This window comes from Paenibacillus sp. RC21 (assembly GCF_044907935.1).
Classification (GTDB): Bacteria; Bacillota; Bacilli; order Paenibacillales; family Paenibacillaceae; genus Paenibacillus; species Paenibacillus terrae_A.
This window is the reverse complement of the sequence record NZ_JBIYCS010000002.1, coordinates 233,979-253,829: the sequence shown is the minus strand read 5'-3', so window position 1 is coordinate 253,829 and position 19,851 is coordinate 233,979. Positions and strand designations below refer to the sequence as shown.

At 49.2% G+C, this 19,851-nt stretch carries 23 protein-coding genes; 22 read left to right on the top strand and 1 reads right to left on the bottom strand.

What is annotated here, in order from left to right; translation table 11 throughout:
* Positions 1 to 128: 128 nt before the first annotated feature.
* Entirely contained in the window at positions 129 to 401 is a 273-nt protein-coding gene (locus tag ABIA61_RS06315) for an HU family DNA-binding protein (protein ID WP_014282101.1), read from the top strand.
* 70 nt (positions 402 to 471) lie between these two features.
* On the opposite strand, the gene ABIA61_RS06310 is transcribed toward ABIA61_RS06315, so the two are convergent.
* Positions 472 to 645, bottom strand: coding sequence for a hypothetical protein (locus ABIA61_RS06310; protein WP_283652253.1), 174 nt, complete (start codon positions 643 to 645; stop codon positions 472 to 474).
* Positions 646 to 801: 156 nt separating this feature from the next.
* On the opposite strand from ABIA61_RS06310, the gene mtrB reads away from it, so the two are divergent.
* The 21 genes from mtrB to ABIA61_RS06205 all read left to right on the top strand — a co-directional run bounded on the left by mtrB (position 802) and on the right by ABIA61_RS06205 (position 19,731).
* The gene (gene mtrB, locus ABIA61_RS06305; protein ID WP_044646781.1) at positions 802 to 1,032 is read left to right on the top strand and encodes a trp RNA-binding attenuation protein MtrB; all 231 of its coding nucleotides are present in this window, start codon (positions 802 to 804) and stop codon (positions 1,030 to 1,032) included.
* A gap of 96 nt (positions 1,033 to 1,128) precedes the next feature.
* A complete protein-coding gene (locus tag ABIA61_RS06300; RefSeq protein ID WP_283652252.1) occupies positions 1,129 to 1,680 on the top strand; it encodes a hypothetical protein in 552 nt (183 codons plus the stop codon).
* A 116-nt stretch (positions 1,681 to 1,796) separates the two neighbouring features.
* Entirely contained in the window at positions 1,797 to 2,666 is an 870-nt protein-coding gene (locus tag ABIA61_RS06295) for a heptaprenyl diphosphate synthase component 1 (RefSeq protein ID WP_283652251.1), read from the top strand.
* A gap of 9 nt (positions 2,667 to 2,675) precedes the next feature.
* Positions 2,676 to 3,404, top strand: coding sequence for a demethylmenaquinone methyltransferase (locus ABIA61_RS06290; protein ID WP_283652250.1), 729 nt, complete (start codon positions 2,676 to 2,678; stop codon positions 3,402 to 3,404).
* Positions 3,397 to 4,272: a UbiA-like polyprenyltransferase gene (locus ABIA61_RS06285; protein ID WP_283652249.1), complete on the top strand. Its 876-nt coding sequence runs from the start codon at positions 3,397 to 3,399 to the stop codon at positions 4,270 to 4,272. The genes ABIA61_RS06290 and ABIA61_RS06285 overlap by 8 nt, the downstream gene beginning before the upstream one ends.
* The gene (locus ABIA61_RS06280) at positions 4,269 to 4,931 is read left to right on the top strand and encodes a UbiX family flavin prenyltransferase (protein ID WP_283652248.1); all 663 of its coding nucleotides are present in this window, start codon (positions 4,269 to 4,271) and stop codon (positions 4,929 to 4,931) included. The genes ABIA61_RS06285 and ABIA61_RS06280 overlap by 4 nt, the downstream gene beginning before the upstream one ends.
* Positions 4,888 to 5,754 carry a menaquinone biosynthetic enzyme MqnA/MqnD family protein gene (locus ABIA61_RS06275; protein WP_283652247.1) on the top strand — a complete coding sequence of 289 codons (867 nt, stop codon included), beginning with the start codon at positions 4,888 to 4,890 and terminating at the stop codon, positions 5,752 to 5,754. Before ABIA61_RS06280 ends, ABIA61_RS06275 begins: the two co-directional genes overlap by 44 nt.
* The gene (locus ABIA61_RS06270) at positions 5,751 to 6,725 is read left to right on the top strand and encodes a polyprenyl synthetase family protein (protein WP_283652246.1); all 975 of its coding nucleotides are present in this window, start codon (positions 5,751 to 5,753) and stop codon (positions 6,723 to 6,725) included. The genes ABIA61_RS06275 and ABIA61_RS06270 overlap by 4 nt, the downstream gene beginning before the upstream one ends.
* 110 nt (positions 6,726 to 6,835) lie before the next feature.
* Positions 6,836 to 7,279 carry a nucleoside-diphosphate kinase gene (ndk, locus tag ABIA61_RS06265; RefSeq protein WP_044646773.1) on the top strand — a complete coding sequence of 148 codons (444 nt, stop codon included), beginning with the start codon at positions 6,836 to 6,838 and terminating at the stop codon, positions 7,277 to 7,279.
* A 30-nt stretch (positions 7,280 to 7,309) separates the two neighbouring features.
* Positions 7,310 to 8,110: a CheR family methyltransferase gene (locus ABIA61_RS06260; RefSeq protein ID WP_014282091.1), complete on the top strand. Its 801-nt coding sequence runs from the start codon at positions 7,310 to 7,312 to the stop codon at positions 8,108 to 8,110.
* Positions 8,111 to 8,339: 229 nt separating this feature from the next.
* The gene (gene aroC / locus ABIA61_RS06255; protein WP_283652245.1) at positions 8,340 to 9,509 is read left to right on the top strand and encodes a chorismate synthase; all 1,170 of its coding nucleotides are present in this window, start codon (positions 8,340 to 8,342) and stop codon (positions 9,507 to 9,509) included.
* A 1-nt stretch (position 9,510) separates the two neighbouring features.
* A complete protein-coding gene (aroB, locus tag ABIA61_RS06250) occupies positions 9,511 to 10,605 on the top strand; it encodes a 3-dehydroquinate synthase (protein ID WP_283652244.1) in 1,095 nt (364 codons plus the stop codon).
* A gap of 2 nt (positions 10,606 to 10,607) precedes the next feature.
* Complete coding sequence (gene aroH, locus ABIA61_RS06245) at positions 10,608 to 10,982, top strand: chorismate mutase (protein WP_283652243.1); 375 nt, start codon at positions 10,608 to 10,610, stop codon at positions 10,980 to 10,982.
* A 376-nt stretch (positions 10,983 to 11,358) separates the two neighbouring features.
* Complete coding sequence (gene trpE / locus ABIA61_RS06240; protein ID WP_404518930.1) at positions 11,359 to 12,909, top strand: anthranilate synthase component I; 1,551 nt, start codon at positions 11,359 to 11,361, stop codon at positions 12,907 to 12,909.
* Positions 12,910 to 12,943: 34 nt separating this feature from the next.
* Positions 12,944 to 13,990: an anthranilate phosphoribosyltransferase gene (gene trpD, locus ABIA61_RS06235; RefSeq protein ID WP_283652241.1), complete on the top strand. Its 1,047-nt coding sequence runs from the start codon at positions 12,944 to 12,946 to the stop codon at positions 13,988 to 13,990.
* Complete coding sequence (gene trpC, locus ABIA61_RS06230) at positions 13,980 to 14,774, top strand: indole-3-glycerol phosphate synthase TrpC (protein ID WP_283652240.1); 795 nt, start codon at positions 13,980 to 13,982, stop codon at positions 14,772 to 14,774. Before trpD ends, trpC begins: the two co-directional genes overlap by 11 nt.
* Positions 14,771 to 15,457, top strand: a complete 687-nt coding sequence (locus tag ABIA61_RS06225) for a phosphoribosylanthranilate isomerase (RefSeq protein WP_283652239.1) — start codon at positions 14,771 to 14,773, stop codon at positions 15,455 to 15,457. Before trpC ends, ABIA61_RS06225 begins: the two co-directional genes overlap by 4 nt.
* Complete coding sequence (gene trpB / locus ABIA61_RS06220) at positions 15,454 to 16,650, top strand: tryptophan synthase subunit beta (RefSeq protein WP_404518932.1); 1,197 nt, start codon at positions 15,454 to 15,456, stop codon at positions 16,648 to 16,650. Before ABIA61_RS06225 ends, trpB begins: the two co-directional genes overlap by 4 nt.
* Entirely contained in the window at positions 16,647 to 17,453 is an 807-nt protein-coding gene (gene trpA, locus ABIA61_RS06215) for a tryptophan synthase subunit alpha (RefSeq protein ID WP_404580480.1), read from the top strand. The genes trpB and trpA overlap by 4 nt, the downstream gene beginning before the upstream one ends.
* Before the next feature lie 59 nt (positions 17,454 to 17,512).
* Entirely contained in the window at positions 17,513 to 18,616 is a 1,104-nt protein-coding gene (gene hisC, locus ABIA61_RS06210; RefSeq protein WP_283652237.1) for a histidinol-phosphate transaminase, read from the top strand.
* Between the two features lie 26 nt (positions 18,617 to 18,642).
* Complete coding sequence (locus ABIA61_RS06205) at positions 18,643 to 19,731, top strand: prephenate dehydrogenase (protein WP_283652236.1); 1,089 nt, start codon at positions 18,643 to 18,645, stop codon at positions 19,729 to 19,731.
* Positions 19,732 to 19,851: the final 120 nt, after the last annotated feature.

Genomic DNA, 19,851 nt, shown 5'->3' with positions numbered 1-19,851 from the left:
CGGAAACAGATGATAACATTATGGAAGGCATATGCCGCCCGGGTTATTTTATACAGGCGACTTTATATCGGTTCTACAACGCCGATAACCTTAATGCTGGACTACACTTGAATTGGGAGGTGAATATTATGAATAAAACGGATTTGATCAATCAGGTTTCCGAAAGCACTGAATTGTCCAAAAAGGACGTAACTAAAGCCGTTGACGCTGTATTCGAAGCGATCTCCGGAGCGCTGCAAAACGGAGACAAGGTGCAACTGGTAGGTTTCGGGAACTTTGAGGTTCGTGAACGTTCTGCACGTAAAGGACGTAACCCGCAAACAGGAGAAGAAATCGAAATCCCTGCGAGCAAAATTCCGGCATTTAAACCGGGTAAAGCGCTCAAGGACGGAATTAAATAAGATTTCTTACATATTCCCATTGCGCTGGAAAGACCGTGAATTTGATTCACGGCCTTTTCTTTTTGTCCTGTTATTCCGTAGCAGATGCGATGCGGGACGAAGAAGGGGAAGCGCTTCTGTCATCCCGTGAGGCATAGGCGATCAGCACCAATGGTTCACCCGTCAGCTCGGCAAATTCATGCTCCAGCTGCTGAAGCCGCTCTACTTGGGCAGGACTCAGATTAGCGGGACGATAGTTTTTCATCCAATTCGCTCCTTTCGTTAGCAGATGGGGCTGCATAGATAGTATGGCTCGGGACGCAGCAATTGTTGCAGTTAGCGCCGAAGCATATGGTTGACAAAACAAGCTCGAATCTCCATCATAAAAAGTATAGCTTCGGCTCTCAGGGGGGAAATGGATATGGAAGATAACGTGACGGGTAGTAATGAGTACGTTGTGATTAAAGCAAAAAGCAACGGATGTCAGGTTTTTGGTTTAACAAGAGGCCAGGATACACGCCTGCATCATTCAGAAAAATTGGACAAGGGTGAGGTGCTGATCGTCCAATTTACCGATCATACCTCTGCTATTAAAATTCGCGGCAAGGCCGTTGTGATGACCAAGCACGGGGTCGTGGATACAGAGGATTAAAATGCAGGCATAGCCTGCTTTTTTTTGTTGTACAATGAGAGTGAGGACCTTTACCGTAGCAAACCCATAACAGGGTAGGGGTCAGGGGAGGCTCTGATGAAACCTTGGATTGTGCTATGCGGCTCGATTCTCATAACCACCGCTGCTGCTGTACTGCTACCATCCTTACAGGCGCTGGATTCGGGAACCGCAGCTGTTCGTGAGACACAGGCGACGATATCGTCGCAGCAGCGGGTGCTGCTGACCGATGACAATCTGGTGGATACGCTGAAGGAGCTTTCTTTGACGACACCAATTGCCAGCGTAAGCTGGGAACATTCAGTCCTGACTCTGGATGTAAAGCTTTCCAAGGAAGAAACCGCCCCGCTTGAAATCTATCAAAATATGGCGGAGATTGCCGCCTTTAGTTTTTATGGAACAACGAACGTACGGCAATTACTGCTTCGGGTAGTGACGCAGGACGAATGGTCAGGAGAACGGCGTCTTCTGCTGGCATCCGATATACGCCGGAACGAATGGACGATTGAAGCACTGGATCAGCTGAGAAGCCGGGAAGGTGCGGACTTGCCGGAGGAACTGAAAGCCCGCTTCCGTATTACGGTAACTCCAATGTGGCAAAGCAGGTTTAACGGTGTATATACAGATTAGATGTTTCTGTCGTTGGACCTACAGTACTTTAGTCGCGAATCATTTTAAATTGTGATATAATATAAGGCATTGCAATTATTTGAGTACACCAGAAAGTCATGGCTCGGAGGCTTAGGATGAAACCGTATCGCGTACCCCAATTAGCAAGGAAATATGTGGAATACGACATGATTCAACAACATACGGAAATGCCGGCTTTTCCTGACAGTCGTACCCGCCTGTTGTTTATGTTTTTGAACCGGAATGCGCAGGAGCTACATGCCAGCGAGGAAGAGCTATACGCATTGGTCACCTCGCTTTTGCAGATGGGGCTGGATACGCATGATATGATTGATACTTTATCCGGTATACGAAGTCCGGAGGAAATGCGTTCCAGACAGTTGAAAGTGTTGGCCGGGGACTATTTTAGCAGCCGCTTTTATCAGCTGCTTGCACTGGCAGGCCACATCACGACCATTTCGAAGCTGAGTGATGCTGTATGTGAAGTAAACGCTGGTAAAATGAGCCTGTATTGGGAGATGAAGCATCTCCGTCTGAATGCGGCACAGTATTTAACTCAGGTGGTTCGTTTTAAAAAGGAGCTTTTTCTATCCTTTACTTCCCTTGTGGCAGAGCAGGATCGGGAAGTCTGGGAGCCGCTTCTCAACGAATTTGCCCTCTGTGATACGCTGGCAGAGGAATGGCACAAGCGTACAGAATCGGACAAGTCCCGTTTCGGATATATGTTCTGGCATGTTTATAGTAATGCTGACCAGAACGAACGGGAACTGCTGTCTGAGAGTGGTTCAGACACTGATGTATGGTACAAGCTTGTTCTGAAGTACAAAGCCGAGGACGCGATACTGAACAAACTCCAGACGACTGTTACACACATCCGGCAGATCCTGTCAGATGATCAAAATACGGGGATCGAGGAATTCGAACGCATGCTGGAGCCTTTCCTGAAGCTGCTGAATAGTCCACACCCGGTTGTGAGGGAAGGTTAGGTGAACGTCATGGGATCAAGCGACACCAAGCCGAAAGAGCAATTCGTTCATGGCGTGTTTGAAAGCATCGCGGGTAAATACGATTTGATGAACGATATACTGAGCTTTCGCAGACATAAGGCTTGGCGTAAATTTACGATGAAAAAAATGAACATGCACCACGGGGATACGGCAATCGACCTTTGCTGTGGTACGTGTGACTGGACGCTCGCGATGGCGCGTGCAAGTGAAAGTGGTCACATCGTAGGACTGGATTTTAGCCAGAACATGCTGAATGTAGGCGAGCGCAAGATTACATCAGAAGCCCGTGAAAAGCAGATCAAGCTTGTTCAGGGCAACGCGATGGAGCTGCCTTTTGAAGACAATTCTTTTGACTACGCAACGATTGGCTTTGGTCTGCGTAATGTGCCTGATTTGCGCCGCGTATTACAGGAAATGCAGCGTGTCGTCAAACCTGGCGGGCAGGTCGTATGTCTGGAACTATCCAAGCCTACATGGCAGCCGTTCAAGGGAATTTACTATGCATACTTTAAACACATCTTGCCCATGCTCGGCAAATTGTTCGCCAAACGTTATGAGCAATACAAATGGCTCCCTGATTCGTTGGCGCTTTTTCCGGGAAGGGATGAGCTGGCTGGCATCTTCCGTGAAGTCGGATTAAAGGATGTACAGGCTCATTCTCTCACTGGAGGCATTGCGGCATTGCATATTGGAATCAAGGAGAGTCAGCATGTTTAAGAAAATTGCTATTTTTTTGGAAATGATTAAAATTGAACATACGTTATTTGCGCTCCCATTTGCATTTATGGGGGCTGTATTGGGGTCAGTTGTCGTGACAGGCACGCTTCCTTCGTGGTCACAGATCGGATGGATCTTGCTGGCTATGGTCGGCGCACGTAGCGCGGCTTTCGGTTTCAATCGTATGATCGACCGTGTTATTGATGGGAAAAATCCGCGTACGGCAGGACGTGCCATCCCGGCGGGGCTGCTCAAGTCCAGCGAAGTGGTTCTTTTTATTATTGTTAGCTTGGCGCTACTATTTTGGGCATCGTTCAATTTAAGTGCACTGGCGTTCAAGCTGTTTCCACTGGCCTTTTTTATGCTTGTTTTTTATTCCTATACCAAACGTTTCACCTGGCTCTGCCATATTGTGCTTGGCTTGACGATTGGCTTGGCGCCACTGGGTAGCTGGGTAGCTGTGACTGGGCAAATAGATATGACGGCTATTGTTTTTTATCTCACTGTTGCATTCTGGACGGCTGGCTTTGATATTATTTATGCTTGTCAGGATATTGATTTTGACCAGAACGAGGGGGTTTACTCCATTCCTGCCCGTTTTGGTATAGCAGGTGCGCTTAAAATTGCTCGTGCATTTCATGTGATTACGGCGATCGGGTTTATTGTGATGTTCTTTATTGCTGATTTAAGCTGGTGGTATCTGGCGGGCATGATTATTTCTTATATGATGTTATTTTATCAGCATTATATCGTAACTCCGAAGGACCTGAGTCGTTTGCAGACAGCGTTCTTTACGATGAACAGTGTGCTTAGCATTGTCGTATTTGCTTTTACACTGGTTGATTTGGTGGTGCGTCAATACTTATGAATCATAATCAGGTGAGCAACCATCAAGGCAAACGAATCGTTATTGGCATTACAGGCGCGAGCGGAAGCATTTATGGGATACGGCTGGTAGAGATACTGCTGGATTTGCAATACACAGTTCACCTGATTGTTTCCAATGCTGGCTGGCGGGTACTCAAAGAGGAATCAGGCTGGAACGTGACTGACCGGGAAGGGGCTCTGAATGACAAATTCGGAGGCCGTCCCGGTTCTCTTGTATACCATCCGTTCACGGATATTGGCGCTTCGATTGCGAGTGGCTCTTATTTGGTGGACGCGATGGTTATCATGCCCTGCTCGATGGGAACATTGTCTGCAGTGGCGCATGGCTCGTCCGATAATCTCATGGCGCGTGCAGCAGACGTGATGTTGAAGGAAGGCCGTCCACTAATTCTAGTGCCGCGTGAGACGCCGCTGCATGCTATTCATTTGGAAAATATGCTTAAGCTTGCAAGGCTCGGGGTCAAAATGATTCCTGCTATGCCGGCTTTTTACTTTCATCCGAAGACGCTGGATGATATCGTACTGTTCCTCGTAGGCAAAGTATTGGACAGCTTGCGTATCGAACATCAACTGTTTACGAGATGGGGGGATTCCGATGCCGACACCGGACACCAAGACAATCACAATCGGAAAAATTAAATATACAAATGCTTGGCCCATTTTTCATTATTTTAATCCTTCACACCTCCTCCATCCGGCGGAGCTGGTTTCCAGAGTCCCGGCTGAATTGAACCGCAGTATGCTGAAAGGAAATCTGGACATCAGCGCGATGTCCTCCTTTGCTTATGCATCCGGTGCCGAGGATATGCTGCTGTTGCCGGATCTGTCTGTCAGCGCAGACGGTCCTGTGCAATCCATTTTGCTGTTCTCACGCAAGCCGCTGGATGAGATTAAAAACGGAACAATTGCGTTGACGAATACGTCTGCTACATCCGTGAATTTGTTGAAAATTTTGATGCAGAAGGCATGGGAAGGCCAACCTTCCTATTTCGACTGCGAGCCGGATTTGGATTTGATGCTGGAGCAGGCGGATGCGGGGCTGTTGATTGGAGATCACGCGATCAAGGCATCTTGGCGGCGTGATGGTCTGTACGTTACGGACCTCGGAGAAGAGTGGAAACGCTGGACGGGGTACAGTATGACCTTTGCCGTATGGGCAGTACGCCGTGTTTTTGCTACACAGAATCCTGATGCGGTGACTGAAGTAGCGAATGCATTTCGTGCAAGCAAGCAGCGCAGCCTGTCTGATCTGACGTCTGTTATTTCCGAAGCCTGCAAGGAAATTGGAGGCCTGCGGGATTATTGGGAGCGCTACTTTACTAATCTGTGTTATGATTTTGGAGAGAAGGAACAAAAGGGTTTAGAGCTTTATTTTCAGTATGCGCATGAACTGGGGCTGCTTGACCGACGAGTGAAGCCGCTTCTCTGGAGTGACAATACGCTGACACGGGTGAAAGAATGAAACGATTGGATTTGTTCGGTTTATTAAAGAAGGATATGAACTTCATAGAAGAAGAGCTGTACCGCAGCATCGACAGCACAGAGCCGTTGATTAATGATACGTCGCTTCATCTGCTCAAAGCGGGAGGCAAGCGTTTGCGGCCGGTATTTGTACTGCTGGGAGGCAAGTTTGGGGAATACGATCTGGACAAGCTCAAACGCATAGCGGTACCGCTGGAACTGATTCATTCTGCTTCCCTTGTTCACGATGATGTGATTGACGATGCGGAGATGAGGCGCGGCCAGCCAACTGTGAAGTCCAAATGGGACAATCGGGTGGCCATGTACACCGGAGACTACATATACGCGCGTGCGCTTTCGATAGTCGCGGGCCTGCCGAATCCGGACATTCATCGGGTGCTGTCCAAGGCGCTGGTGCAAATGTCCATCGGTGAAATGGAACAAATCCGCGATTTTTTTAATGTGGATCAGAGTGTACGTAATTACTTGCTTCGCATACGTCGCAAAACGGCATTGTTGATTGCGGTCAGCTGCCAATTGGGAGCTATGGCTGCGGGTGCGAGGGAAAGAGTAAATTCTCTCTTGTATACCTATGGCTATAATGTAGGTATGGCTTTTCAAATTCAGGATGATTTGCTCGATCTGTGTGGCACGGAAAAAAAGATTGGCAAGCCGCCGGGCAGTGATATGAGGCAGGGGAATATTACGCTTCCGGTTATTTATGCGCTAGGACAGCCTGAGCTGCGTGACGATCTATTGGCTGAAATCGGTCGTATTCAGGCTGGGGACGGGCAGGGAGATGCTCGCAAAGCGGTGGATATGATTAAAAAAAGTGAAGGAATCGCTAAAGCAGAAATTCTCGCCGACCGATATATAAAAAAAGCGCTACACGCGCTGGACTTACTGCCAGATGTCAAAACGAAAAAGACGCTGCGCGATATTGCTCATTTTGTTACCCGCCGCTCCTACTAAAGTTGTGTTTTGGAACTGCTGTGACAAAATACTTTAACCGTTTCCAAGCTTTCTGTTATAATACAGATTAGTACTGTATAAATACATTAGATTGGATTGGGAGTGAGTCGATGGATCGTACGTTTTTGATGGTTAAACCGGATGGAGTACAACGCGGACTAATTGGACGTATTATTAGTCGTCTGGAAGACAAAGGCTTCAAAATGACGGCTGGTAAACTTGTGCAGGTATCTAGAGAACAGGCGGAACGGCATTATGCGGAGCATGTGGGCAAGCCCTTTTTTGAAGAGCTTGTAGGCTTTATCACTTCTGGCCCTGTATTCGCCATGGTTTGGGAAGGGGATAACATCGTTACCCTGTCCCGCCTGCTGATTGGTAAAACACAAGTGACAGAGGCTCTTCCGGGCACAATCCGGGGAGACTTTGCTGCACATACACCGTTTAACCTCATTCACGGTTCAGATTCACCGGAGAGCGCGGAGCGCGAGATTGCGAATTTTTTCACGCCGGAGGAAACCGTTCGGTATGAAAAAAGTGTGGCGACCTGGGTGTAAGTTTAATTTCGAATGAAGAAGGATGGTAGCATGACGGATATGGAACTGGGTCAGACGGACCCCGATTACACAGCGTTTATCCGCAAAATCAAGGACAGCACAGGTATTGATCTTGCACAATACAAGGAAGCACAGATGAAAAGGCGGTTAACGACGCTTCGCAACAAAAACGGGTTTCCCAGTTTTGTTTCTTTTTATGATGCCATGATGAAAGAAAAGCCCCTGTTCTATGAATTTCTGGATCGGATGACGATCAATGTTTCAGAGTTTTGGCGTAATCCCAATCGGTGGGAAGTACTGCGGGATACGATTTTGCCACAGCTGCTTGCAGGTAAGCAGAAGCTCAAGCTGTGGAGTGCGGCCTGCTCGACTGGCGAGGAGCCGTACAGCTTGGCTATGGTACTGGACGGCAAGGGAATTTTGGGGAATTGCTCCATTACGGCCTCTGACATTGATGACGGCGCACTGGCTAAAGCCAAGGAAGGCAGATATTTGGAGCGTTCGCTCAAGGATGTGCCTGAACAGGTAGCTAGTAAGTATTTCAAGCCGGATGGTGCGATGTATCGAATTGACGACCGTTTGAAGCAGGCTGTGAAATTTCAAAAGCAAAATTTACTTCTGGATCGGTTTGAGGACGGCTACGATCTCATTATCTGCCGTAATGTCATGATTTATTTTACGGAAGAGGCCAAGCATAAGCTGTACCAGAAGTTTGCTGCCAGTCTTCGTCCCGGCGGTGTGCTGTTTGTCGGCAGTACAGAGCAAATTTTTTCTCCAAACCAATATGGTCTGGAATCAACGGAAACCTTTTTTTATCGTAAAAAAGCATAAGCCTGGACATATAGTCCATTGTTTTGTAGCTAGCTGTGCCTAACAACGAGTACGTTGGCTGTTGTCTTATCAGAAGCGCACGTCCTTTGGCTTTGACCAAAGGGCGTGTTTTTTTGTTTATCTGCACTCTCGTGGCTTTTCTTGTCAAAGAAAGGTGCGTATACTATAATGAAGCACAGTTAAAGATTTTAGCGATGCACAGTTTAACAGTTTAAAGGGGGAACGCGTCATGAGTTTACGTTACTTAACCGCGGGGGAAACGCATGGTCCCCAGCTTACTGCGATTGTAGAGGGCATGCCGAGCAATTTAAAATTGGATTTTGAAGAATTGAATTTTCAGCTACACCGTCGTCAGAAGGGGTATGGACGGGGTCGGCGTATGCAGATTGAAAAGGATACGGCCAACATTGCCGGAGGCGTTCGTCACGGGTATACCACAGGTGCACCGATTGCTCTGATTGTGGAAAACAACGATTGGAAGCATTGGCAGAACATTATGAATATTGAGCCCATCGAAGGCAGTGACGAGGAAAAGCGCCGGGTTCACCGTCCGCGTCCGGGTCATGCAGATTTGAACGGCGGATTGAAATACAATCTGAAGGATCTGCGCAACGTGCTGGAACGTTCCAGTGCCCGTGAGACGGCAATTCGTGTTGCCTGCGGCGGTTTGGCCCGTCAATTGCTGGAAGAGTTTGGAATCAAGGTCGCTGGTCAGGTTATCCGCATTGGAGAAATCGAGGCACCTCACCGCGAATTGCCGATTGACGAGCTGATTGCCGTGACAGAAGCTTCTTCAGTGAGAGTAACCGATCCGGAAACCGAAAAGAAAATGGAAGCCTACATTGATCAAATCAAGCAAGAAGGCGATTCCGTTGGTGGCGTAGTGGAATGTATTGTGGAAGGTGTTCCAATCGGTCTGGGCAGTCATGTTCAGTATGATCGGAAGCTGGATGCACGCATTGCCCAAGGAGTCATGTCCATTAATGCGTTCAAAGGCGTGGAAATCGGTATTGGCTTTGAAGCTGGAGAACTGCGTGGTTCGCAGGTGCATGATGAGATTTTGCATGATGACGAACGTGGATATCACCGCCGTACCAATCGTTTGGGCGGTTTTGAGGGTGGCATGACCAACGGAATGCCTGTCGTGGTTCGCGGCGTGATGAAGCCGATCCCGACGCTGTACAAGCCGCTGCAAAGCGTCGATATTGATACGAAGGAAGCGTTCACCGCTCAGGTTGAGCGTTCGGATGCATGTGCCGTACCAGCGGCAAGTGTGGTTATGGAGCATGTTGTAGCATGGGAGATTGCCAAGGCTTTGCTTGAAAAATTCGGCGGGGATTCCATTGAAGAAATCCGTGCGAACATTACATCCTATGAAGAACAACTGGGACGGTACTAAGATGAGTACGCTGACGGTACAGCTTGGGGAACGTTCCTATCCCATTCATATCGGACGTGGACTGTTACATCGGGCAGGAGAGTTGTTGAGCGAACGAGGAATTGCACAAAAAAGTCCGCTGTTGATTGTTTCTGACGAACACACAGCGCGATTCTATTTAGCGACACTGGAGAGCAACCTTCAGGCAGCAGGGTACAAGACGGTTTCCAACGTCGTCAAACCGGGTGAAAAGTCCAAATCGCTTGCTGTGTATGAGCAGGTGATTACAGCAGCTATCGAGGGCGGTTTGGACCGCAATTCAGCTGTTATCGCACTTGGTGGTGGTGTAGTGGGCGATCTGGCAGGATTTGTGGCGGCTTCTTTTATGAGAGGCGTCAAGTTCGTACAGATTCCAACTACAATCCTTGCGCATGACAGTAGCGTGGGCGGCAAGGTCGGCATCAATCATCCTTTGGCTAAAAATATGATTGGAGCTTTCCATCAGCCGGAATTGGTATTGTATGACGTGGATACGTTGTCTACATTACCTCCGCGAGAGGTATCCGCCGGGCTTGCTGAAATGATCAAGCATGGCTTGATCTGGGATGCTGATTTTGCCCACTGGTGCCGCGATCATGCGCCTGACTTGCTGGCTTTGGATGCGGCAGCTCTGGAGTACGGTCTGGAAAAGGGATGCTCCGTGAAAGCCGAAGTGGTGTCGCGCGATGAACGTGAAAACGATTTACGTGCTATTCTAAACCTCGGTCACACTATTGGTCATGCGATAGAGGCGATTGCGGGGTATGGTGAGTTTTTACACGGGGAAGCGATTTCTATTGGTATGGTTGGCTCTGCACTTCTGGGTGTGAAGCTGGGGGCAGATCCTTCTTTGGTAACAGAAACGAGGGATATGCTGGCTTCGCTTCGTCTACCAACTTCTCTTCCCGCTCATCTCGAAACGGATCGTCTGCTGGATGCGATGATGCATGACAAAAAGTTTAAGGAAGGCAGTATTACTTTTGTCGTCCCACGCAGCATCGGGCGTGTGGAGGTAGTGAAGGATATTTCCGTCTCTTACATCCGACAAGTAATTGAACAGCTAAAAGAGGAGGCGTAACGATGTACAATCGTGGAATTCGTGGGGCGACGACCGTAGCGAACAATGAAGAAAACGAAATTTTGGAAGCCACATGCCTACTGTTAGCGGAAATTGTGTCCTACAATGAAGTGCAGCCGGAGGATATTAGCAACGTATGGATTACAGTGACCCATGATCTGAATGCTACTTTCCCGGCAAAGGCGATCCGCCAGCTTGACGGCTGGGATATGGTTCCGCTTATGTGTTCGTTGGAAATTCCCGTAGAGGGCAGCTTGCCAAAATGCATCCGTTTGATGGTACAGGTGAATACCGTTAAAACACAGCGGGAAATCAAACATGTTTATTTGAACGGAGCGCAGGCGCTAAGACCGGATTTGGCTTCCCAAGGAAAGTAATCGCCTGTTTTTAAAGTTGATGGTTGCCAAAGTAACATCGTATGAGATATAGTGTGTGTAGCAGAGTTGAGTAGAGTTAGCCAGAGCCAGTTGAGATGAGAAGAGTGCAGTTGAGCCAATTCCATATGAAGATTACAGAGACCAGCGGTAGCGGGTAAGCCTTTGTCCACGGAGAATGTTTCTGGGGGAAGTGCTTATTTGAAGTAACCCAGGTTATACAAAGGGATGAGTGTATACTTTGTATATTTGCTGTAGTCATTTTGTATATGGTAGCATTCTTATAATTTCAATAACTGACAGCCTCTACCTTCCGGGTGGAGGCTTTTTTATATTCTCTCCTTTGGGTTCTGCGCCAATTTGGAAAGGAAGTGATCTCATGTTAACGCCGCATGTGGAGCAAGTGATAACAATGGCGAATGAATTTAACCTGATTCCTGTGTACAAAAAAGTGCTGGCCGATATGGAGACGCCGATCCGGATTTTCCGTCGGTACGCTGAGCGGGACCGGGCCTTTCTGCTGGAGAGTGTAGAAGGAGGCGAGCAGTGGGCGCGACATTCATTCATCGGGACGGACCCGTTCCTGATGGTTTCCGGCAAAAAAGGCCGTTTGATCCTGGAGCAGCATGGTAAGCGACAAATATTAAACGACAAGCCGCTTGAAGAGCTCAAGGCGTTGCTTCGCAAGTACCGTAGCCCGAAGCTGAAAGAAATGCCTCCATTTACAGGCGGGGCTATCGGATTTTTTGGATATGATCTGCTGCAATACTATGAAAAACTGCCAGAGCATTCAGTAGATGATTTGAATATGGATGATATTCGTTTTATGTTCTGCGATCAAGTTATTGTCTTTGATCATGTGAAACAGCAAATTTTGCTGGTCGGCAATGTTCATGTAGGCGAAGGCTTCCGCGATGAGGACATCCGCGCTGCTTATGCCGAGGTGGAACGGAAGCTGGAAGCAACGGCGCAGTACCTGCGTAAGCAGACACCGCCAGAGACGATGGGAGCAGCCTCTATTCCTGACGATGTGGAGTTGGGTGAGATTCAGTCGAATGTAACGAAGGAGCAGTTTATTTCAAACGTGGAGCAGGCGAAGGAATATATTCGCTCAGGTGATATTTTTCAGGTCGTGCTGTCCCAGCGCTTTCACATTGACACAGATGCCTCTCCTTTACAGGTATACCGCGTGTTGCGCACGATGAACCCGTCTCCTTATATGTATTATTTGAAAATGGATGACGAGATCATCGTAGGCACTTCGCCGGAGGCACTCGTCAAGGTGGAAAACGGTCGGGTGGAAACCCGTCCTATTGCCGGAACGAGGCCGCGTGGCGTGACGGAAGCAGAAGATATAGCGCTCGCTGAAGAACTGCTGAAGGATGAAAAAGAACGTGCCGAGCATCTGATGCTGGTCGATTTGGGAAGAAATGATCTGGGACGTGTATCTCAGTTTGGTACGGTCAAATGCGATACGTTTATGGAAATTGAACGCTATTCCCACGTGATGCACATTGTTTCCAATGTATCGGGGGAGCTACGGGAGGATAAAGATTTCTTCGATGCTTTCCTGTCCTGCTTGCCAGCGGGCACGGTATCAGGGGCTCCGAAGCTGCGGGCGATGGAGATTATTGCCGAGCTGGAGCGGGAAGCGCGTGGGCCGTATGCAGGAGCCATCGGATATTTAGGCTTCTCGGGCAATATGGATGCTTGCATCACGATTCGTACGATTGTGTTTAAAAAGAACCGGGCCTATGTTCAGGCGGGTGCAGGGATTGTGTGGGACTCGGTTCCAGAAAGCGAGTATCAGGAAACGGTGAACAAGGCCAAGGCGATGCTGAAAGCGATCCGCACGGCTGAAGCGATGTTCCCGGCGACGGTACAGCCCTACAACAGCGTCATCAACCAGGATTATTTGTACACTCCGTAACATACAAAAATCTGATTTTGAGGAGGAGACGACGATGGAACGACATGACATTATGCAAGTGGGGTTAAGCCGGGTCATTGAGGGACAGCATCTTTCACGTACGGAGGCCCGCGGCGTGATGGAACAGATTATGAGTGGGAGTGCCACGCAGGCGCAAATTGGCGGGCTGCTGACGGCTCTGCGCATCAAGGGGGAGACAGTGGAGGAAATCACCGGATTTGCCGAAGCTATGCGCAGCTATGCCAGTCCGGTGCAAACCGGAGAAGGTGATACCCATTTGCTGGACACATGCGGAACCGGGGGTTCGGGTATTCACAAGTTTAATATTTCCACGATATCCGCTATTATTGCGGCTTCGGTATCTGTACGGGTAGCGAAGCATGGCAATCGCTCTGCAAGCGGACGTGCCGGGAGCGCCGATGTGCTGGAGGCCCTAGGGGTCAATATCCATTTGACGAGTGATCAGGCGCGGTCATGTCTGGATCGTATCGGCATCTGCTTTTTATTTGCGCAGTTGTATCATCCATCTATGAAGCATGCTGCCGCTCCACGCCGGGAGCTTGGAGTACGAACGGTGTTTAATATGCTCGGTCCCTTGACGAATCCAGCAGGTGCGGATCGGCAGTTGCTGGGCATTTATGATGCGGGAAAAACGGAAGTGATCGCTGAGGTGCTGAATCGACTCGGTTCCAAGCGGGCCATGGTCGTCAGCAGTCTGGACGGATTGGATGAAATCAGCATTTCGGCACCGACACGGGTATCTGAGCTGAAGGATGGTCAGGTTCATACGTTTGAACTTAACCCGTCGGATCTGGGTTTGCAGACGCACCGTCTCGATGAAGTGCTGGGTGGAGACGCGCAGGTTAACGCCGACATTATAGGTCGGATTTTGAACGGGGAGCGCGGAGCTTATCGTGATGTCGTGTTAGCGAATGCCGGTGCGTGCATCTATGTATCGGGCGCAGTAGCTACCTTGACAGATGGAGTAGCGCGGGCGGCTGAAGCTATTGACTCGGGGCTGGCGCTGTCCAAGCTGGATCAATTAATACAGGCAACGGGGGAATATCAATATGTATCTTGATCGAATTGTAGTGACGAAGCGACAGGAAGTAGAGCAGCTTAAGGAGCATTTTCAAATCAGTAAAGCCGAACGATTGGTTGCCGATTTACCTGCGACGAGAGGATTCGAGGATGCTATAGCTCTGCGCCGTAATCGTCCGCTCGGACTGATTGCCGAAGTGAAGAAGGCTTCCCCCTCCAAGGGGTTGATCCGACCGGATTTTCATCCGGTGGACATTGCACGGGCATATGAGGGAGCTGGAGCTGATTGCATTTCTGTCCTGACGGATGTGACGTACTTTCAGGGGAGTCCTGAATATTTGCACCAAATTCGTGAACAGGTAAAAATTCCGTTGCTGCGCAAGGATTTTATCATTGATGAACGGCAAATTTATGAAGCTCGTCTGCTGGGAGCGGATGCAGTGCTGTTGATTGCGGCTATACTGGAGCCACGTGTTTTGGGGTCGTTTTTACAAATTGCCAAGGACCTGGGGCTGGACGCATTGGTAGAGGTGCATGACAGTGAGGAGCTTAAAGCTGTGCTGGATCTGGGGACAGCTACCTTGATTGGCGTGAACAACCGAAATCTGCGGACATTTGAGACCCGCCTCCAGACGACAGAGGAGCTGATCTTACTGATTCCTAAAGGAGTTACGTTTATCAGCGAAAGCGGCATTGCCGGACCCGAAGATGTGAAGTATTTACATTCAGTAGGCGCACACGGCATCCTGGTAGGGGAGCATCTGATGCGCAAGGATGATGTAGGACAGGCTGTAGCCGATTTGATGGACGGGGTTAAAGCATGAACAAAACGGGCATAAAAATTTGTGGACTTCAAAGCGTTGAAGTGCTAAAATCTATGGTAAACTTACCGGTCGATTATATAGGTTTTGTGTTTGCCGACAGCAAGCGCCGGATTGACGGCGCACAGGCTGGAGAGCTGCTTCGCGTATTGGATGAATGGACCCCAGGCAGCAGACCGCGCAGCGTGGGCGTATTTGTGAACCCTGATGACGCACTGTTAAATGATGTCATGGAAAAAGCACCATTGGATGTCATTCAACTGCACGGGCAGGAGAGTCCGCAGCGCTGCCGGGAGATCAGGGAGCATTTTGGTGTACAGGTATTCAAGGCATGGTCTGTGGACAGTAAAGGACAGACGGTGAAGGGTCAGACAGAATGCCTGACGGACGAATTGGATGCCTATGCCGGAACGATTGACGCTTTACTGCTGGATACATATGATCCCCTATATGGTGGCGGCTCCGGCAAAACGTTTGCGTGGGATCGGATTCCTACCTATCAAGCTTGGACCCAACAAAATGAAATTCCTTTGTTTGTAGCCGGCGGGCTGACTGCCGATAATGCGGAAAAGCTGGTTACCGAGTATCATCCCGAAGGGCTGGATGTGTCCAGCGGTGTAGAGACGGATGGAGTCAAGGACATTGCAAAAATCACAGCATTCGTAGAAAGGGTGAAGCAGGCATGACACAATTACCTGATAATAACGGACGTTTTGGAACATTTGGCGGACGTTTTGTACCGGAAACGTTGATGAACGCACTGATTGAATTGGAGGAATCCTACCGGAAGTATGCGGATGATCCTGATTTTAACGCAGAGCTGAACGGACTGCTAAAGGATTATTCGGGCCGGGAAACGCCGCTCTATTATGCGGAGCGTCTGAGTCAGCATTTGGGCAAGGCTAAAATTTACTTGAAACGCGAAGATCTGAACCATACCGGAGCCCACAAAATTAATAATGCGCTGGCGCAGGGACTGCTGGCGAAGCGTATGGGCAAGCAGAAGGTCATTGCCGAAACAGGCGCAGGCCAGCATGGTGTTGCGACGGCGACCGTCGCGGCATTGCTCGGACTGGAGTGCAAGGTGTTTATGGGGGAAGAGGATACCGTACGCCAGCAACTAAATGTATTCCGTATGCAACTATTGGGTGCAGAGGTCATTCCGGTTACATCGGGCACACGTACACTCAAGGATGCAGGGAATGAAGCTTTGCGGTATTGGGTGAGCCATGTCCATGATACGTTCTATATTTTGGGCTCGGCGGTCGGACCACATCCGTATCCAATGATGGTGCGCAACTTCCAGCGTGTCATTGGCGATGAAACCCGCCGTCAAATTCTCGAAAAAGAAGGCAGACTTCCAGATGTCGTGGTAGCGGCGATCGGTGGAGGAAGTAATGCCATCGGTATGTTCTATCCTTTTATCGAGGATCACGAGGTAGCTTTGCTTGGCGTCGAGGCGGCTGGAAAAGGCGTGGAAACGGAATTTCATGCAGCAACTATGAGCAAGGGAACGCAAGGTGTCTTCCAAGGCTCTATGAGTTATCTGCTTCAGGATGAATACGGACAGGTACAGCCAGCGCATTCCATCTCGGCGGGATTGGACTATCCGGGGGTTGGGCCGGAGCATTCGTATTTGAAGGATATTGAGCGGGCCAAGTATGTTCCGATTTCCGATCAGGAAGCCCTGGATGCCCTCCAATTGTTATGCCGTACGGAAGGTATTCTTCCGGCGTTGGAGTCGGCACATGCAGTTGCACAGGTCGTTAAACTGGCACCTACCTTGAAGGCGGATGATATTATTGTTATCTGTTTGTCGGGTCGCGGTGACAAAGATGTGGACTCCATTATTAAGCATTTGGGAGGAAATCCGTCATGAATTTAATTGATCAGGTGTTTGGACGTCTCAAAAATGAAGGCAAAACAGCATTAATTCCTTTCCTGACGGTAGGCGATCCGGATGTGGACACGACGGTAGAAATCATTCGGCAACTGGAGTTGGCTGGAGCCGATATATTAGAGCTGGGGGTTCCATATTCGGACCCGCTGGCTGACGGACCTGTCATTCAGCGTGCGTCTGAGCGTGCGTTGAAACGGCAGATCTCGATCCGCACGTGTATGGAGACGGCTTCTTTGGCCCGGGCGGCGGGATCAAGCCTGCCTTTTATTTTGTTCACATATTATAATCCTGTGTTGCAGATGGGCATGGATGCTTTCTTTGCAGGCTTGCAGGAGCATGGCATCAGTGGCCTGATTATTCCCGACCTTCCGCTTGAGGAAGCAGAAGAGCTGGGAGGACGGGCGGCAGAGGTTGGTGTACATCTGATTCCGTTGGTGGCTCCAACTTCTGAACAACGGATTGAACGAATTGTCCGTCAATCACGCGGATTTGTATACTGTGTATCCTCTCTTGGGGTGACCGGAGAAAGAGCTTCCTTTTTTGAGGGTATAGAGGGCTTCATCACGCAGGTCAAGCGGCATACGGATATTCCGGTGGCGGTTGGGTTCGGTATCTCTACTAGGGAGCAGGTAGCCCGTTTTTCAGACATCTGTGATGGAGTTGTCGTCGGAAGTGCTATTGTGCGTCAGGTGGAGGAAGCGATCCCGCTGCTGGACGATTCTGCGCGCAGAGAAGAAGGACTTTTGCAAATTCGTAATTTTGTGGCACAATTAAAGCAGTAGCTGGCATCAATATAGAAAGCAGCAAATTTAGTTCTGAATGGATTAGAGGAGGTAGGGGCATGCAACCTAAACCGCATATTGTACATTTGCCGGTATATCAGCCCGGTAAACCGATTGAAGATGTGAAGCGTGAGCTGGGACTTGATGAAGTGATCAAGCTCGCCTCGAATGAAAATCCGTATGGCAGCTCTCCTAAAGTATTGCAGGCCATTCAGGAGGAATTTGCGAATATTAGTGTATATCCTGACGGCAGCGCGGTAGCTTTAACACAGGCGCTGTCTAAACATACGGGCTTGAAAGAGGATCAGTTTATTTATGGCTGTGGCTCTGACGAGATTATTGCGTTGATTACGCGCGCTTTTCTTCTTCCCGGAGAAGAAAGTATCATGGCCGATCAGACCTTCTCCGTATACAAGAGCAATGTGGAAATTGAGGGAGCGGTTGCTGTTGAGGTGCCTTTGCGTGACGGGGTGCATGATCTGGAAGCCATGTTGTCTCAGATTAACGACCGTACGAAAATGATCTGGATCTGTAATCCGAACAACCCGACAGGCACGATTGTACCTGAAGCAGAATTGATCGCATTTTTGGATCGGGTGCCGAAGCATGTTATGGTTGTGCTGGATGAGGCGTATTTCGAGTTTGTGACGGATAGCACTTATCCAGACGGTATTCGTTTATTGCCAGCCTATGAAAATCTGGTTGTATTGCGCACTTTCTCCAAAATCTACGGTCTGGCATCGCTTCGCATCGGATACGGTATGGGAGCTGTGGCAACGATTCGCCTGATTAATCAGGTTCGTGAGCCGTTCAATACTTCGCGGGTAGCACAGGCTGCGGCGGTTGCGGCGTTGGAAGATCAGGATTTTGTGCAGGAATGCCGTGACCGCAACGCAGAGGGCAGAGCCTATTTGCAAAATGAATTAAAGCGCCTTGGACTGGAATATTTTCCGGCACATGGTAATTTCATTATGCTGGATGTACGTCGCCCGTCGGGTGAGGTATTTCAGGAGCTGCTTCGTAAAGGCGTGATTATTCGCGCTGGTCATCACAAATATCCGACATACATTAGGGTGTCGGTTGGATCACAGCCGCAAAATGAGTGGTTTATCCGTGCGCTGGAACAGGTCCTGGGGGCGGAAGCGGCGAAAGCGCGTCTATAATTTCCGCAGATGGGATTTGATAATTGATGAAGATTGCCATTTTCGGCGTGGGACTGATCGGTGGGTCCCTTGCGCTTTGTTTTAAAGGGAAGCCGGGCATTACCGTTGTTGGTCATGCTCATCTCCCCGAGCTCATGGAGCCGATGTTGAGCCGTGGTGTCGTGGACACTGCGACTCTTTCGGTTGAAGAGGCGGCAGAGGATGCCGATTTTATTTTTTTATGCGTACCTGTCGGCTTACTGGAGCATTATCTGGAGCTGTTAAGCAGGTTGCCGCTTAAAGAGGGTTGTATTATTACCGATGTAGGCAGTACAAAATCGTCGATTGCCAATAAAGCGTCGGAAATCTCTTTGCGTCATGCTTATTTTATTGGTGGCCATCCGATGGCCGGCTCGGAGCGTTCCGGTGTGAAGGCTGCTTCTGCGTTACTGTTTGAGAATGCCTACTATGTACTTTCCCCCGCAGAAGGTGTGCCTGAGGAAGCATACAGTTCGCTGGAGCGTCTGTTGAAATATACAGGAGCTCAGGTTGTGCGTGTCCAGCCTGATATGCACGATGACATTGTCGGGGCGATCAGCCATCTTCCGCATATTATTGCAGCGGCGCTGGTGAATCAGGTGCGCAAGCACAATGACGAAAATCCGTTGTACCGTACGCTGGCTGCTGGCGGATTTCGCGATATTACGCGAATTGCTTCCAGTGATCCTATTGTGTGGCGGGACATTTTGCTGAGCAATCGTGATGTTTTGCTAGGTCTGCTGGAAGAGTGGAACGGGCAGATTGAGCGTTTTACCCATTTACTGAGAATACAAGACGGAGAGGGAATTGCTGACGAGTTTTTGACGGCGGGACATTTCCGCAGTGAGCTGCCGGAACGCCGCAAAGGTGTCATCGTCTCAACGTTTGATCTGTATATTGATGTACCGGATACCCCGGGGATTATCGGTCGAATTGCAACAGAGCTGGGGGACAACAGCATTAACCTGAGCAATATGCAAATCATCGAAAGCCGGGAGGATGTTCCCGGTATTATGCGGCTTTCCTTCCGTCAGGAGCAGGATTGGGAGCGGGCGAAGGCGTTGCTGGATTCGATGAGTTATAAAGTGGTGGTATGACCATCTCCTTTATTGGAAATTTAAAAAAATGATTTGGCAGGCGAATGGAGAACATCTTCATTCGCCTTTTGCATAATAAAATATATATTCCTAAATTGACCGAATTAGTGTATAGATCAT

Bases quoted from the DNA above. Each gene is read 5' to 3' on its own strand.
- ABIA61_RS06315 (WP_014282101.1), top strand. From the start codon at position 129: ATGAATAAAACGGATTTGATCAATCAGGTTTCCGAAAGCACTGAATTG.
- ABIA61_RS06310 (WP_283652253.1), bottom strand. From the start codon at position 645: ATGAAAAACTATCGTCCCGCTAATCTGAGTCCTGCCCAAGTAGAGCGG.
- mtrB (WP_044646781.1), top strand. From the start codon at position 802: ATGGAAGATAACGTGACGGGTAGTAATGAGTACGTTGTGATTAAAGCA.
- ABIA61_RS06300 (WP_283652252.1), top strand. From the start codon at position 1,129: ATGAAACCTTGGATTGTGCTATGCGGCTCGATTCTCATAACCACCGCT.
- ABIA61_RS06295 (WP_283652251.1), top strand. From the start codon at position 1,797: ATGAAACCGTATCGCGTACCCCAATTAGCAAGGAAATATGTGGAATAC.
- ABIA61_RS06290 (WP_283652250.1), top strand. From the start codon at position 2,676: ATGGGATCAAGCGACACCAAGCCGAAAGAGCAATTCGTTCATGGCGTG.
- ABIA61_RS06285 (WP_283652249.1), top strand. From the start codon at position 3,397: ATGTTTAAGAAAATTGCTATTTTTTTGGAAATGATTAAAATTGAACAT.
- ABIA61_RS06280 (WP_283652248.1), top strand. From the start codon at position 4,269: ATGAATCATAATCAGGTGAGCAACCATCAAGGCAAACGAATCGTTATT.
- ABIA61_RS06275 (WP_283652247.1), top strand. From the start codon at position 4,888: ATGCCGACACCGGACACCAAGACAATCACAATCGGAAAAATTAAATAT.
- ABIA61_RS06270 (WP_283652246.1), top strand. From the start codon at position 5,751: ATGAAACGATTGGATTTGTTCGGTTTATTAAAGAAGGATATGAACTTC.
- ndk (WP_044646773.1), top strand. From the start codon at position 6,836: ATGGATCGTACGTTTTTGATGGTTAAACCGGATGGAGTACAACGCGGA.
- ABIA61_RS06260 (WP_014282091.1), top strand. From the start codon at position 7,310: ATGACGGATATGGAACTGGGTCAGACGGACCCCGATTACACAGCGTTT.
- aroC (WP_283652245.1), top strand. From the start codon at position 8,340: ATGAGTTTACGTTACTTAACCGCGGGGGAAACGCATGGTCCCCAGCTT.
- aroB (WP_283652244.1), top strand. From the start codon at position 9,511: ATGAGTACGCTGACGGTACAGCTTGGGGAACGTTCCTATCCCATTCAT.
- aroH (WP_283652243.1), top strand. From the start codon at position 10,608: ATGTACAATCGTGGAATTCGTGGGGCGACGACCGTAGCGAACAATGAA.
- trpE (WP_404518930.1), top strand. From the start codon at position 11,359: ATGTTAACGCCGCATGTGGAGCAAGTGATAACAATGGCGAATGAATTT.
- trpD (WP_283652241.1), top strand. From the start codon at position 12,944: ATGGAACGACATGACATTATGCAAGTGGGGTTAAGCCGGGTCATTGAG.
- trpC (WP_283652240.1), top strand. From the start codon at position 13,980: ATGTATCTTGATCGAATTGTAGTGACGAAGCGACAGGAAGTAGAGCAG.
- ABIA61_RS06225 (WP_283652239.1), top strand. From the start codon at position 14,771: ATGAACAAAACGGGCATAAAAATTTGTGGACTTCAAAGCGTTGAAGTG.
- trpB (WP_404518932.1), top strand. From the start codon at position 15,454: ATGACACAATTACCTGATAATAACGGACGTTTTGGAACATTTGGCGGA.
- trpA (WP_404580480.1), top strand. From the start codon at position 16,647: ATGAATTTAATTGATCAGGTGTTTGGACGTCTCAAAAATGAAGGCAAA.
- hisC (WP_283652237.1), top strand. From the start codon at position 17,513: ATGCAACCTAAACCGCATATTGTACATTTGCCGGTATATCAGCCCGGT.
- ABIA61_RS06205 (WP_283652236.1), top strand. From the start codon at position 18,643: ATGAAGATTGCCATTTTCGGCGTGGGACTGATCGGTGGGTCCCTTGCG.